This is a genomic window from Roseimaritima multifibrata (assembly GCF_007741495.1).
GTDB classification, from domain to species: domain Bacteria; phylum Planctomycetota; class Planctomycetia; order Pirellulales; family Pirellulaceae; genus Roseimaritima; species Roseimaritima multifibrata.
This window is the reverse complement of sequence record NZ_CP036262.1, coordinates 7,135,635-7,150,140: the sequence shown is the minus strand read 5'-3', so window position 1 is coordinate 7,150,140 and position 14,506 is coordinate 7,135,635. Positions and strand designations below refer to the sequence as shown.

General features: G+C 53.4%; 13 protein-coding genes. 8 read left to right on the top strand and 5 right to left on the bottom strand.

The window, feature by feature from the left end; genetic code table 11:
• Nucleotides 1-13 precede the first annotated feature (13 nt).
• The gene (locus FF011L_RS25790; RefSeq protein ID WP_145354787.1) at nt 14-1,240 is read right to left on the bottom strand and encodes an ATP-grasp domain-containing protein; all 1,227 of its coding nucleotides are present in this window, start codon (nt 1,238-1,240) and stop codon (nt 14-16) included.
• 65 nt (nt 1,241-1,305) lie between these two features.
• Here FF011L_RS25790 and fae point away from each other — a divergent pair, with 65 nt between their 5' ends.
• The 5 genes from fae (at nt 1,306) to FF011L_RS25765 (ending at nt 7,056) form a co-directional block, all read left to right on the top strand.
• On the top strand, nt 1,306-1,803 hold the full coding sequence (gene fae, locus FF011L_RS25785) for a formaldehyde-activating enzyme (protein ID WP_145354786.1): 498 nt from the start codon (nt 1,306-1,308) through the stop codon (nt 1,801-1,803).
• A 354-nt stretch (nt 1,804-2,157) separates the two neighbouring features.
• Entirely contained in the window at nt 2,158-3,039 is an 882-nt protein-coding gene (locus FF011L_RS25780) for an NADP-dependent methylenetetrahydromethanopterin/methylenetetrahydrofolate dehydrogenase (protein ID WP_145354785.1), read from the top strand.
• 318 nt (nt 3,040-3,357) lie between these two features.
• Complete coding sequence (locus tag FF011L_RS25775; protein ID WP_145354784.1) at nt 3,358-4,764, top strand: O-antigen ligase family protein; 1,407 nt, start codon at nt 3,358-3,360, stop codon at nt 4,762-4,764.
• A 138-nt stretch (nt 4,765-4,902) separates the two neighbouring features.
• On the top strand, nt 4,903-5,154 hold the full coding sequence (locus tag FF011L_RS25770; protein WP_145354783.1) for a hypothetical protein: 252 nt from the start codon (nt 4,903-4,905) through the stop codon (nt 5,152-5,154).
• Between the two features lie 372 nt (nt 5,155-5,526).
• Nucleotides 5,527-7,056, top strand: a complete 1,530-nt coding sequence (locus tag FF011L_RS25765; RefSeq protein ID WP_246109634.1) for a hypothetical protein — start codon at nt 5,527-5,529, stop codon at nt 7,054-7,056.
• Here the strand turns inward: FF011L_RS25765 and FF011L_RS25760 are convergent.
• The gene (locus FF011L_RS25760; protein WP_246109633.1) at nt 7,053-7,760 is read right to left on the bottom strand and encodes a hypothetical protein; all 708 of its coding nucleotides are present in this window, start codon (nt 7,758-7,760) and stop codon (nt 7,053-7,055) included. The genes FF011L_RS25765 and FF011L_RS25760 overlap by 4 nt on opposite strands.
• Before the next feature lie 792 nt (nt 7,761-8,552).
• Between FF011L_RS25760 and FF011L_RS25755 the strand changes: the two genes are divergently transcribed.
• From FF011L_RS25755 to FF011L_RS25745, 3 genes are all read left to right on the top strand, one after another.
• Nucleotides 8,553-9,500: a DUF1559 family PulG-like putative transporter gene (locus FF011L_RS25755; RefSeq protein WP_246109632.1), complete on the top strand. Its 948-nt coding sequence runs from the start codon at nt 8,553-8,555 to the stop codon at nt 9,498-9,500.
• A 94-nt stretch (nt 9,501-9,594) separates the two neighbouring features.
• Entirely contained in the window at nt 9,595-9,981 is a 387-nt protein-coding gene (locus FF011L_RS25750) for a hypothetical protein (RefSeq protein ID WP_145354782.1), read from the top strand.
• 638 nt (nt 9,982-10,619) lie between these two features.
• Nucleotides 10,620-11,588 (top strand): EamA family transporter, encoded by a 969-nt coding sequence (locus FF011L_RS25745; RefSeq protein WP_145354781.1) that lies wholly within the window; start codon nt 10,620-10,622, stop codon nt 11,586-11,588.
• A gap of 150 nt (nt 11,589-11,738) precedes the next feature.
• Here the strand turns inward: FF011L_RS25745 and FF011L_RS25740 are convergent, their stop codons facing one another.
• The 3 genes from FF011L_RS25740 to FF011L_RS25730 form a co-directional block, all read right to left on the bottom strand.
• Nucleotides 11,739-12,041: a hypothetical protein gene (locus tag FF011L_RS25740; protein WP_145354780.1), complete on the bottom strand. Its 303-nt coding sequence runs from the start codon at nt 12,039-12,041 to the stop codon at nt 11,739-11,741.
• Nucleotides 12,042-12,088: 47 nt separating this feature from the next.
• The gene (locus tag FF011L_RS25735) at nt 12,089-12,967 is read right to left on the bottom strand and encodes a DUF1559 domain-containing protein (protein WP_145354779.1); all 879 of its coding nucleotides are present in this window, start codon (nt 12,965-12,967) and stop codon (nt 12,089-12,091) included.
• A 104-nt stretch (nt 12,968-13,071) separates the two neighbouring features.
• Complete coding sequence (locus tag FF011L_RS25730; RefSeq protein ID WP_145354778.1) at nt 13,072-14,121, bottom strand: CehA/McbA family metallohydrolase domain-containing protein; 1,050 nt, start codon at nt 14,119-14,121, stop codon at nt 13,072-13,074.
• Nucleotides 14,122-14,506 lie beyond the last annotated feature (385 nt).

Here is a 14,506-nt window from a genome sequence, read left to right as displayed (position 1 = left end):
TCCTGGTGATCCTTTAGGACCGCTGCCATTGGTGATCGTGTTCGATCGCCTTGCGAAGTGCCTGTCTAGCGGTTGCACCGGTTGATCGTATCGTAAACAGTGGGGCCGATTTCGTGATCTTCGTCCCCGCTACCGGCAGATCGTGAACCGATAATCCGGGATGCCTCTGCAGGTAGCCTGCCAGCGATTGGGCCGTTGCTTGATCCCAATGATATTCCTGTTTCGCGTACACGATATGTTTGCAGCGATAGGATCCTAGAATGGCTGCCTGCTTACGTGGCAGAACCTGCTGCGTGAACGCTGCGACGTGAGCCGCGATCGGGGAATTGGATCCGTCCTCAAACAATTCCATCGACGCACAGAATCGTGGATTGATTTCCAGGAGGTACCAGCCGGTGGGAGAGACCAGGAAATCGATTCCGAACAAGCCTTGCAATTGCAGAGCTTGAGCGGCGATGGATCCTAGACGTTCGATTTGTTGCTGTTCATCCTGCGAAAGGTTGATCGGCCCGACCGAACCACAGTATTGAAATGGAGCGGGCTCCCGTTTACTTGTCAGGCCTCGGCTGACTCCCAGGCAGGTTGTGCCGTTTGCAGACGCGACGAAGCTTGCTCCAAACAGCACTCCGGTGATCCTCTTTTGAAGATAACCGGCGGTTGAATCCGCTGGCTTCCATTTTTTCAATTGCCGGACTCCCATCCCTCCCCAGCCGAGCAGCGGTTTGAACAGCCACGGATCTGGGTGAAACGGATTTGGACTGGATGGCTCGGAATCAAATACACCTTCGTTGATTTCGCTGGGATGTCGCCACTGCGGAAAATGGATCCCGGCGGCCGCGGCGATCGCGGCAAGGTTGGTTGGATCGGAGCTGTTCTGGATGGCGGAGGCTGAAGCGGTGAGCCAGCGGAGGTTCCGGTCGCATGGCAGTTCGGGAAATCCGCTGGACGAGAGGACGGCTTCGCCGCCGCCTGTTAGCACAATCCCGGTCGGCTGATCGGGGGCCTGGGCGGTGATTTTGGCAAGCTGGTCCGTCATCTTTAAGCCGGAAGGGTCCGGGCCATCTTGCCAGGGATGCCACGATTCGCAGATCTCGCGGAGGTCTTGGTCGCCGAAGCGATCGATAGCCAGCACGCGAAATCGGGCCGAAACCGCGGACATTGCGGCAGCGCGAACCGACCCGCCTATCAAAATAAGGCGGGAAGGGGACCAGCAGGGGGGAATGGCCGGGGTAGTTTGCATCAGCACCTGGGTTTGTTACGCTCACCAGTCGATTTTACAACCCCTTTGGTACGGAGTTCTGACTCATGCAGTTCTATATTGGTGAAGCATTAGACGGCGACGGCAACGAAATCGCTCACATCGACCTTATGATCGGCGATAAGAATGGTCCTGTTGGGACTGCGTTTGCAAACGCTTTGGCCACTCAGAGCGAAGGTCACAACAACCTTTTGGCCGTTTTGGCTCCAAATGTTGCTGTTAAGCCAGCGACCGTGATGGTCACCAAAGTGACGATCAAGGGCATGAAGCAGGCGGTTCAGATGTTCGGACCTGCTCAGGCAGCCGTTGCCAAAGCGATCGCCGATTCGGTTGCCGATGGCGTCATCCCTAAAGATCAAGCTGAAAGCTTGGTTGTCGTTTGTGGTGTCTTCATTCACCCAGCGGCTGAAGACGACCAGAAGATCTACAACTACAACTACAGTGCAACCAAGATGGCTGTCGCCAACGCGATGCAGAACAAGCCTTCGGTTGACGAAATGCTCGCTCAGAAAGACTCCGCTGCACATCCTTTCCGCGGATTCTAAGCTTCTCAAGCAATCAAGCTTTTGAAGAAATCTTCGACCCAGTCATTTCGAGGCTCTGCCGACCACGTTGTCGCAGAGCTTCTTTGCTGGTTAGAGAGAAGTTTGTGAAGGCCCTCGCTTCGCGGGTTGTTGATTTAGTGATTGTCGCCTTTCGTTCCGCGAAAGAACGCTCTCTCACTCTTAAAGCTACTTTCACGGAGCGGAGGCTACAATCTTTCTCTGCGTCCAATTTAGGCAACAGCCCGTTGCACGCCGCGTTGTGGCTCAATGGGCCTTCAGGTTTCTGCTAAGCGGCCTACCGCCAATAGATAGCCGGATTCTTCCCCGTTCGTACCCCGTAGAGGTCAACCGAGCATGACGATTCCACGTATTTTGATTCAGTTGGACACGGACCCCCAGCCAAGCACTTTTGATGGGGTTGTTGCCGTCGATGCAGGGGTCGACCAGTTGTTTCGGCATGGTGGAATCTGTGAGGAAACGGTCGCGGGGCTGGTTCATGGCGCGATGTTTACCCGTGGCGGAGAGGGCCTGAAATCGACCGCGTTATTCATTGGCGGCACAGACGTTCAGGCGGGGGAACGAGTGTTGGCCGCGGTTCAAGATACGTTTTTCGGTCCGGTGCGCGTCTCGGTGATGTTGGACAGCAATGGTTGCAATACCACGGCCTCCGCGGCAGTTCTTTCGGCTGCAAAGCATCTGGATCTGAAGCAGTCGACCGTTCTGGTGCTGGGGGGGACCGGTCCGGTGGGGCAACGGGTTGCTCGGCTTTTGTCTCGGCAAGGTGCTGCAGTGAAGATGGGTTCACGTGACCATGGTCGCGCTCATCAGGCGGCAGCCGAAGTGTCTGTGGGACTGGAGGGAGCGAACCTATCCGCGGTGACTACCGCCGGTAACGATGCTTTGCAGTTGGCTTTGGAGGACTGCGATGCGGTGATTTCCAGCGGTGCTGCTGGGGTCCAAATTGTGGATAAAGGCACTCTTCACCACAACAAACATCTGCGGTTAGCCATCGATTTGAATGCGGTCCCTCCGCTTGGTATCGAGGGAATCCAAGCGACCGACAAAGGGCGTGACTGCGATGGCGTGATCGTTTACGGCGCCCTAGGCGTTGGTGGATTGAAAATGAAGATCCATCATGCTGCGGTAAAGGCTTTGTTTACGGCCAATGACCAGGTGCTGGATGCCGACCATATCTACGCGATTGGTGAACAGGTTATCGGCAAGTCAAAGCTTTGATTTGATTTCGCAGGTCCTTCTTCGATTTTAAGGGCTAGGGTTAAAGAGAGATTCTCAAGGAGAGGGCTGCGCACGAAGGGTGTGGGCCTGTAATTGGTACAAGCCCTGTAACCGGGCCTGTCCGCTCCTTGCAGAAGCATCGCTTCGATCGTAACCCGATTCAATTGGCGCGGCATGGATTCCCTCCAGCCGTCTGCAACTGCCGACCGGCAATTGCCGCTTCATTGAACGGATGAACGGATCGGGGTGGGCTCTTGATGGAGCTGTAAAAGCAGCCACTTTTTACCTCAGAACCCTTGCGTCTTGGATTCGCTGGATATGGAATTGCTTGGCATCCTGTTTGGACTTGCCGCCCTGGTTTGGATGATTCCCTTGCTGCGGCAAGCGAGCCTACCGATGATTGGGTTTGGTGTCCTCGTGCTAGGAATCGTTTTCGGTCCCTCTTTTTTCGCGATCGATAGTGTTGTCCAGGTCAGCCTGGACCGCGTTCTGTGGGGAGTCATGGTTGTCTGGTTCGCCGTGGTTTGGCGACAGCAAACCGAGAGCGAGAAAAAGCCTTTGACGCGCTGCGACATAGCACTCTTCCTGTTCATGGCCTGGTTGGCCGTCTGTACGCAAAATGGACAGGCGCCAACCGGGACGTCCCCATTCGCTCGCTGGTTGTTCTATATCTTTTTGCCGATGGGCATGTACTGGGTTGCCCGCAGCGTCCAGCTCACGCGGCGTGATATCGATTGGGTGCTCAGTGCTTTTATCGTGTTAGGGGTCTACCTTAGCTTGACGGGAATCTGTGAATGGCGAGGCTGGCATGGGCTGGTTTTTCCAAAGTACATCGTCGATCCAACTGTTTGGGAATTCTATGGGCGAGCCCGTGGACCGCTGCTGAATCCGGCGGGTAATGGGATTGTGATCGCTGTTGGATTGGCCGCAGCTGCCGTCCGATCTCTCCAGGCGGAGCGAATCGGTCGCGTCGCCTATGGACTATTAGTGATGGTCATGCTGGCCGGATGTTACGCGACCTTAACGCGTGGAGTCTGGATTGGGGCAGTTCTCGTGTTGGGGATCGTGACGCTGGCATATGCACCCCGTTGGCTGCGGATTTGGGGGCTGGCAGCCACCGTCTGTCTAGCGGCAGCGATGATGTTAGGACTGAAAGATCAGTTGATCGCCATCAAGCGTGATAAGGGATTGTCCGCCGAAGCGTCCGCCAAATCGCTTGAACTTCGTCCGCTACTGGGCATCATTGCGTATGAAATGTTTAAGGACGCACCGTTGACCGGTCATGGATTTGGGACCTATCTGACGGCCGCCAAGGAATACGATGGCAGCCGAGCCTACGACATGCCAATCCGCCAAGCTCGAGGGTATGTGCAGCACAACCTGCTCCTTTCGCTGCTTGTCGATACCGGCCTGATCGGATTAAGTGCGTTTATGGCAGCGCTGTTGTTCTGGACCTCCAGAGCCTGGCGACTGGCAAGGGCGCCAACCTCCGATTTGACTACCAAAGCTTTGGGGCTGGTCATGCTGTCGACTTTGGCGATGTACCTGTTTAACGGCATGTTTCAGGACGTTTTGGTCATTCCGATGGTCCAGATGGTGGTCTTTTTTGTCGCAGGTTTAACGGTTGGAACCAGCTTGCAGGAGAGGTTACCCGCTGCTGGCGGCTCTCCCGAGGCGACGAAAATTCCCGTTTGGGGGGCACTTGGCCCTTCCTCGATTGCTTAACCGGTATATCTTAGTGTTGTGGAGCCGGTTAGGGGCTTTTTATTGCTAGCGTATCGTTGCCAATTCCCTAATTTGCGGGTATGTAATGCAGTGGAAAGTTCGTTCACAAAAAATTCATCCAAATTCAAGGAAACAAAAATGAAAACTTTCATCCGTGGAATGTTCGTTGTAGCTCTGTTGGCAGCTCCTTTGGCAATCGCTGGTTGCGAAGGCGACGCGACCAAAGTAACCGACGATGTTGTTGAAACCACCGATGGCGTTGCAACCGACCTCGGTGACGCCGCTGCAGACGCTGGCGACGACGCTGCCGATGCTGCTGCTGACGCTGGCGACGCAGCTAAAGATGCTGTCAACGACGCTGCAACCGACGTTAAAGACGCAACTAAGTAATTGCTTAGGCCAGTAGAGACAAGAATAAAAGAACGCTGATCGTCCGCGATCGGCGTTTTTTTATGCGCCAACAGTAATCAGAGGCTTCCGACCAAAAAAATCTGAAGCGGCGCTGCCTGCAGGACAAGAGAATCCTCAGCCACCGAGTCTCCGAGTCTCCGTGTCTCCGTGTCTCCGTGTCTCCGTGTCTCCGTGTCTCCGTGTCTCCTTTCCTGAAGTTCCCGGGTGAAACGACTAAGATGGTTCCTGCGACGATCTCTGCTTCTGCCAGCCTTCAAGGTTTCAGCCTCCCCAGATCTATCAGGCTTTTGCTTTGGTAACCCGCGATGGTCTCCTTCAATCATTCGTTTTCTCCCGCCTCAAGATACGACAATGAATGTTTTCCCGAATGTCCGTTTCCTAAGTCTTGTCTTTCTCTCGGTGCTCTACTTTCATTGCTGCGATGCGATGATGGAATCCGCAGACGGCGGAGAATTGATGGCTGGGGTGGCGAAAGTTGACATCACCGATCGAGAAGCAGGCCCGGTGAATGACCCGTTGTATGTGAAAGCACTCGTGTTGCAGTCGGGGCAGACAAAGTTTGCCATCGTGACGGTGGATGCGGTTGCGATCGGCGAAATTGGTCACATCAGTAATGAGTACTTGCCTGCGGTCCGGGCAGCGGTCAAGGGTCAGGTCGGCATCCCGCCTGCCAATGTGATGATCAATGCAAGCCATTGCCACGGAGTCGTCTGTGCGGACGTGGCTGACAGGACCGTGCAAGCGATCGAGCAAGCTGCCTCTCATTTGGTCCCGGTCAAAATCGGAACCGGTAGCGGGCATGAAGACCGAGTGATGGAGAATCGACGACTGTTCCTGAACGATGGAACCGAAGTAGACGTTCGGCATGCTTATTCTTTGCCTCCCGATGAAGCTGTCGCGAAGGTTGGCCCGGTGGATACTCAAATCGGAGTGCTGCGGCTGGATCGCATGGACGGTTCCATTCTTAGCGTCGTCTACAACTTCGCTTGCCATCCGATTCAAGGAGTCCCCAGTGGTGCCAATACCGCGGACATGATCGGGTTCGCTTCCAAGGTTATCGAAGAGAACACCGGAGACGAAACGCTGGCGCTCTTCTTGCAAGGCTGCGGCGGCGATATCAACCCAGTGATGTACAAAGACGTCGAACATCCACGCGACGCGGAACCGCTGGGGAACCTGCTGGGGTTAAGTACCCTCCGTGCGGTTCGCGAGATTGAGTGCAAGGAAGATTCAAGACTGGTTGTCCGCAATCAACAATTGACGCTCCCAAGAAGAGACCCCACAGCCCGTATCTTTGAAATGGAAAAGGAGCAAAAGCGTTTGCTGAATTCCTTGAATGGTACCAGTTTGGATCTAAAAGCCTTTCTCGCGTTAACGGTGAAATACAACCTGTCGGAACAATTTCCGTCCTACGCGTCCCACCGTTATTTGCATGATGAACAATTGGGGCGTGACGACTTTCGCAAACTGGACGCCCTGAACCGAAAGAACCTTCAGGCTTACATTCGCAACATTCACGCGATGGAAGAACTGACCCGCGTGAACACCAACTTGCGGCTGCTGCGGAAGCACCAACGGGGATTAATCGATTCTGGCAAGAGAACCGTCGACGTGGAATTGACGACCGTTCGCATCGGCGATCTGGTGCTGACAACTTTTCCGGGTGAGCTGACCGTTCAGATTGGTTTGAATATCAAAAAGGCCTCGCCGCATCCGCAGACATTGGTTGCCGGATACACCAACGGCTATATCTACTACGCCCCCACCGCCAAGCAACTGGAGAACTTTGGGGGCGCCCAAGAGGATAGTGATTGCATCCTCGCTCCCGAGTGGCAGGCTTTGTACGAAGCAAAAGCCGCCGAGATGCTGCAGGGGATTTAATCGGTCACCGCAAAGACCTGCAGGTCGTCGATGACGACTTCTTTGGGAACCGAGATCCTCAGGGTTCGTTTGGTTGGATGTTCGATTCCAGGGGACTGGAACGATGCGACTGCCTTATCGTCGATGACCACGTCCAGTTTGTCTCCGGCGATTGAGACTGTGAGGGAATACCAAGTGCTCGTTTTTAGCGGATGGGGGACAGTGGTACGCTTGGTTGCCAATTCCGCTAGTAGCTGAGGGCTGACCTTTTTCGCTAGTCGCAGTTCGCGAGTTTTCAAGTCCATGACACCGGTCTTCAGGTCGGCGATCGTCGTTTTTCGTGTTCCGATGTCCACTTTAAATAAGTGCCCGGCGTGCACCGATTTCAGTTTCAAATCGGCAAAGTTCAGGCCCAGCACATCTTGGGGATGTTCGAGCATGAATCGCAATTCGACGATTCCGTTTTTGAATTCGGCATCGTGTTTTACTGAAACCGCATGATCGGCCGTCGCGTGCATTTTAATGTGCAGCGTATTGTCGCGAAGGTCGACCTGTTTGTTGCCCCCGGCGCGGCTGACGCTGTTGGAAGTCCAGCCGTTGCCAATCTGTTCCTTCTCTGCCTGCGGTTCATCGCGATCAAAGGAGTCCTGGAAAAGCAACGTCTTTTCCGTCCCCGAAGCGGTCAGGCAGACGCAGAGGAAGCACGCAAGGATGTAGATTCGCATTCGATGGGCCTAATTTATTCGAGGGCAGACCGGGCATTCGCTCGGTTGATTCATGGAGCTCGCTCATTGGACTGTAACTTACGGGGCGGACCAGCGTTACGTAAATCGCGATGAAAACAGTATGACCGTTGTCTCACGTTTTTGTTTGAGTTTCCTGGTAACCGTGGGCTATCGCCCAATGCCAACGACTTTCTTAGCGGAACGGCGCGAGCCGTCCGGCAATCGTACTGAAAACAGAATCAATTTGCGTGTCGGTTTGCGTTGATCCGCGAGAAAAACCACCCGTAGATGGCATTGGACTGTCGGCCGAACGGCTGATGAGTAGTGCGGGCGCGGGAGAGAAAACTGAGAATGGCTGTGAAATGATGAGTGGATTATTCCTCCCGTTTTCACTGCCAGGGAATGGACGAAGCGATGACCTGTAGGCGTTAGGCAACCAGAGCCCTCAAGAGGGCACCCCTTCTTGGTGCGTCCTGATTTTGCTTGCCAGCAAGCTAATCAGCATCCGTCGCGAGGCTGTCTTTTTCTCTTTTTGGGGAGGGAGACTTTTCCTTGATGAGTCTTAGATGCGACAGGCTATTTAGGGAGTTCGCGTCTCGAGTGTTTTGCTTTGATCTCAGGTGCGTGATCGTTTGATCACTGTTTTTGCTGCGGTTGAAGGACTGTTAACGGGGCGTGATGTTGCATAATAACTCGCTTAGTGGGGTGGAAAGAAGTGTTATTCGCGGGGGATTGCTGTATAACGTTGCAGCGGGGTCATCCTTTTCTGTTCAACTTTGTAAGGTTCTATTCATGCAAAACCCACTGCTTAGGTCTCGAGCTCGTGCTGGATTTACTCTGGTCGAACTGTTAGTTGTAATCGCTATTATTGGAGTTCTGGTCGGCTTGCTTTTGCCCGCCGTTCAAGCGGCTCGTGAAGCTGCTCGGCGTATGCAGTGCAGTAACAATTTCAAACAGTTGGGCATTGCGATGCACAACTACCATGACACGCTGCAGACGCTCCCTCCTCCCACGATGTGCACCATCAATGCTGGTTTCGCCGGTGAGTCGTCAAACTATCGTGCTTCCTGGTACCACATGATATTGCCTTATGTTGAACAGCCAGGTTTGTACGAAATCTATAAACGGCGTAATGAAAACAATGAATTTCCCGGTGGATGGCCTGAAGCGACCACGGTCGTAGCTGGATTCATGTGCCCATCCGATCCGGTGACGGAAAAGACGACTCAACAGGGCTTCCATGGCAATTACCTTCCCTGCCATGGCTCCAGTCATACCGGTAGTGGCGCCGGTGTCACCAATGGGATTTTCTATCCTCGATCGAAGACGCGTTTGACGGATATCAAGGATGGAACTTCTAACACCATAATGATGGGAGAGATTCGGCTGCAGTTGGATAGTATCGCTGCCGAGGGAGTGGGTAATGTCGTTTGCGGTGGCACCCATGACCTCCGCGGTCGCTATCACAACACTCGACATGGGAATGCCACCTTTACAACGATGCGTGGTCCAAACACTTTGGTTGGGGACAAAACTCAGTATTGCAATGGAAACCCAAAGGTGCCCTGTCGCGAATGCTCAAGTTCGAACGGAGAAATTCACTCGAGAAGTTGGCATCCAAGTGGAGCGATGGTTGGATTGGCTGACGGTTCCGTTCGGTTTATCTCTGAGACCATTGATCAAACCATCTTCCAGGCGGCAGGCACAATGATCGGAAGCGAATCATTGCAGCTGCCGTAAAGTGCGACTTCGCGATTCTTTGTTTTTCAGTGGGACGGCTGAACCCCAGTCAGGGTTCAGCCGTTTTTGCATAGTTTGTCCTAAGGAGTGTTCTGTGATTGCGCGTATGACTTTTTGTGGCTTGATGCTTGGTGTTGCTGCGATTCTCGGCTGTGGCTCCAGCGGCCCAACAACCTATCCCGTTACCGGAAACGTTACCTATAAGGGCGAGCCGATTGAAACGGGTAGCGTTGTCTTTGATCCTGTTGGTGGGGCAGGTATTTCAGGGATGGGAGGCATTCAGAATGGGAAATTGACGGCGGAAGTCCCTGCAGGCGAGATGATCTTGCGATTCAGTTCAATGAAATCGACGGATAAGAAAGACGAGTACGGCGAATTGATCACGGAATCTTTGATTCCAGATAAATACAATGCGAACTCCGAAATTCGTAAAACGATCAGCGCCGATGGTCCGAATGAACTGGACATCAAACTCGAGTAACCTGCGTTGGTTATGGGCCGTAAGGTAGTGACATCGACGAGCCATTCGTTGCTCGCCAATGAGTGGCGCGGTCGCTTTCTCCTCGCTAAAGCTCGACTCTCCCAGGGGATGTCGAGCTTGTTACTGCAGGATTCAATCCTAGCGGAGTGGCATGAGCCCAATGCCATCTTCTTTGGCATCTGCGGGCGAATTTCCTAGCGGATCGGCGCAAGCCGACCGGCAAATTCATTGAGTTTTCGATGCGATTGCCGGACGGCATGCGACGTTCTGCTAAAAAGGGCGTTCAAACCTAAGAGAGAGTGCAGGCTGAATAAATGCTTGGGATTTGCCGAACCACCCGCTCTTCATTCGACTTTCCTTGCGAAAGGCTACACTCAAAAGCCGCAGGGCCGTCGCTCTTCAATCGCACCTTTCGAGAGCCGAGCAAATTGCTCTGCCTGAGGGAGTGAACCATCCGCTTTAGCAGTGTTAGGCACGGATCGCGTCCGTTAGGTTCCCGGGGAGTACCTCTGTTGCCGTGTGAACCTTATCCTTCGCATTCCCTCTGATAGGTGCATAGCATCATTGATGTGAAGGGATGTCCAGGCCGACGCACGAATCTAGACCCGATGGGTGACACCGATGGAAGTTGAATCGAGATGAACAAGGATTCTGGGGCGACGACACTTCAGGTCGTAATTGCCTTTGCTGCGGTCTATCTGATTTGGGGAACGACTTACCTGGCGATGCGTATCGCGGTCGAAAGCATCCCTCCGTTTATGATTTCGGCGGGGCGTTTTCTCGTTGCAGGAACGTTGACGTATTCCGTCCTCCGAATGCGAGGGGTTCCGGCCCCTTCTTTAGGACAGTGGAAATCGGCCGCTCTGATCGGTTGCTTATTGATGGTCGGAGGGAATGGCTTGGTGATGTGGGCCGTCCAAAGAGTCCCCTCTGGCGTTGCCGCTTTGGTGGTCGCGACGATGCCCCTTTGGATGACACTTTTTGAATGGCTGTTTTATCGTGGTCCGCGGCCAAGCGTTCGTGTTGCAGCCGGCTTGCTGATGGGATTCATCGGGATCGTGTTTCTCTTGAAGCCGGAACGTTTGCTTGCGGGGGCCGAAGGGTTACATCTGCCCAGCATGTTTGCCCTGATGATGGCGCCGGTCTTCTGGTCGATCGGTTCGCTTCATTCCCGTAAAGCCAATCTCCCCAAGAACATTTTTATGGCCACGGCACTTGAATCGATTTGCGGTGGAGTGGTTCTGTTGGTGTTTAGTCTGCTCGGAAGGGAATGGTTGCATTTTGATTGGCGAGAGGTTTCGGCACGTTCTGCGGTGGCGACGGTCTACCTCGCACTGTTTGGTTCCCTCATCGCGTTTACCGCTTACTGTTGGTTGCTGAAAAATGTGAATGTGACTCGAGTTTCCACCTACACTTTTGTTAATCCAGTCATCGCGGTGTTCCTCGGTTGGTTAATCTTGGGCGAAGAAATTACCTGGGAGACGACGGTCGCGGTGGTGCTGATCGTCTGCGGAGTGATGTTGATCGTGATGCGAAAACGATCGGCAGCGCGTGAGATGTCGCTCCGGCGATATAGCCTGTTGCCATGGAAGTGGGCGAAAGAGTAGCCGACTGCCGAATCGTGAACCCGTTGTGTCTGGAAGCAAACAGGTTTGTCTTTCTTTAATCAGTGGAACCCTATTAATAAAACAACCCCGGCAAGCGATTGAGCTTGCCGGGGTTGTGGTCTTGAGCGGCGGCCATTGTGGTCGCTGAGCCTATTTGTTGGACGTAGCCAGCAGTTTTTTGACCCGTGCCGTTAGTTTTTTGGCGGCTTGCTTGACTTTCGCTTCATCATCGAAAGCTGGTAACTGTTGTAGTTCCGCTGCTTCGCCCATCAATCCTGCTTCTTCCAGGCCCATCGTTAGTTCGGTAAGCACGCTTTCGTATTGGCCGGTCGATGCAATTTGATCCAGTTTGACGACCAATTGATCTTGCGTGGTAGGCGTTGGCAGTTGGACCACTTCTTTTGAACTGCAGCCGATCGCCATTGCCAGGATACAGATATAGATAATGCGCATGGGGTTGTTTCTGTTTGAGTTGAATGTATTCGGTATCGTCAAATTTTTTAGAATTCACCGAGGACGTATCCGTCCGCGATCGATCCCAGGTTGCGGTAGGTCGTCAGGTCGATGGTTTCGCTAACAAATCGTGCGGACCCATCGCCCAGTAGAAAATGAATTCCGCTTGGGTGGGCACTGGTAAGGTTATAGTTGCCGGCTTGCCCGTTGATCGAGTAGTACGTTGAAGCACTGACGATCGCATTGTTGAGGTAGTACTCGCCAGCCGTTGTGCCTCCGATCCAAAGGGTTCCCTTTTTGACGAAACTGCGAGAGGGTTGGTTGATCGTGCTCCGTTCACCAATCATGACTAGATTGCTTAGGCCGTCTCTCATGTCGCGGAAATGAATGTAGGAGTTGTCGTAAAACGTGCCGTTGGCTCCTCCGGATCGGATGTAGTGAGCACCACCGACACCCGTATAGTTTGATTTGCCGTAGTCATGCAGGTTGTTGTTAATTGGACCGGAAGGATCGGAGGGGCAGATGAACCCGTTTAGGATTGTCTTGGCGTACGGCGTGGGTACTGCAGCGGTACCGGTGGTCATTTCTGGAAGGGTGTACCAAGGGACGTCGTACGCACCGACATCTTTCATCCCGTCGTGCATGGCCGACTGTTCGATAAACGGAAGTATAAACGTGCCCCAGCCCATACGGTTTTGATTGGTTGGTTCGTCGATCCAGCCCGGTGGAAGGGAGCCGAACGTGTCGTGGTAGTTGTGCATGGCAAGACCTATTTGTTTTAGGTTGTTGCTGCATTGCATCCGGCGGGCGGCTTCGCGAGCGGCTTGCACGGCTGGCAACAATAGGCCGACCAAAACACCGATGATGGCGATCACCACCAATAGTTCGACAAGCGTAAACGCGGTTCGTCGGGAAGTCGTTTTCATGATTCTCTCTTGTTAAGTTTTCGTAGAAGGGAGGGAGAAAATGGAAGGCAGATGATTCCTTTCATCTCTCTAGCGACCCGAGCGGGCAGCCATCGTGTCGTTGATTAATTCAAGTGGAATGCTTGCGTGAAAAGGCGATCGCCCCCTTCGATTTCTTCTGCTTCAACACGCAAATAAACATGTCGTCGGGAGGAGTCAGGCCCTGTGGGTAACGTCCAGTCCAATGTTGTTCCGGTTTGTTCGTGGACGATTCCGGTTGCCGAAACGACCCGCAACCTGCTGGGACCCGAGACTTCGACCGTTAGTCGGTCACCTGAGAATTGGCAGCGATTGAGTTTCAGGTTGCCGTCCAGCGAGCTGTAGAAATCGCCGTTGCGATAGGCTTGTAGGCACGCGGCAGGCAATTCGCTAGCCGTGATGGCTCCGTCAATCAACAATACGTTGCGGCCTTTGAATCCTGGGTCGGAGTTATGTGCATGATCGGAAACGGAAAATCCAAAGCAGCGTCTGCCGGTTGCGAGTACGGCATCCCATTCATCGAGTGACCATCCTTTGCCGTTTAGCGATTCGGCGGTGCTGTTCCAAATTTCGATCCCCAGAACACGAGGGTCGAAGTCGAGATATTCCTGGATCTTTTCCGCGGAAAAGCCGCTCCATTTGGGATGATTGATGGTGATCCCGCCCCCTGATTCGATTTGCAGTGCATCGATCATCCGGCTAAAGGCCTCACGCCAAGGCAGCCCGGTTCCCATCGCATACCCGTGATTGTGCAGCATGTATTTGCCGCGGACGTCGAATGTTCCGCTGGCGAATTCAGATCCAACCGCATTGAAATGACCATTGCTGTCGGTCATTGAATGATGTTCAGCATTCGGACAAAAGATTGCATCGGAAATCGGTTGGGGGAAGCAAAGGTCTCCTGTTTCAAACGGCATTTTCTCTTGCAGGGCCGTTGGAAGTTTGTCGAACCACCCTGTGTCTGGAGCACGAATGATGTCGTTCCAGGACATTTTCTGCTGGACATAACCTTTGCCGGCAATCGTGGCAAAGTCCTGCTGTTCTCTAAATTGACTGATCCGCTCGGTCGGTTTGCAGGGAGCCGACGGGTAGTAGTTGGAAATCGCAAGATGAGTGATTCCGCGACGGCAAAGCATGTCGAGCGATGTTTGTGATCGACAGTGAGCATGTGAAACCGAATCGACTAGCCGACAACGATTCCATTCAATCGCGGCGTAAGGTTGTCGATTGTGCGGTAAATCAATGACACCCCAGGCAGATGGTTGTTGATAGAAGCCTATTCCGGCACATGCGGCTATAGAAAGAAAGTTTCTTCGTGAAGAAATAGGAGGGAACATAAGCCTGGCAGGTGGGATTCAGGGTGAGTCATTTCAAGGCGGGCTGTCAGAAGGGCGGGGTTGTAGCACGGTCGCTTGCGAGTGGACAATAAGGTGGATCGCTTTCAATCGAGAATTCGCCGTTACTTAACTTCTTCTTCGCGAAACGTTGATGTCTCAGGGATCTGGCATTCAACAAGTGCCG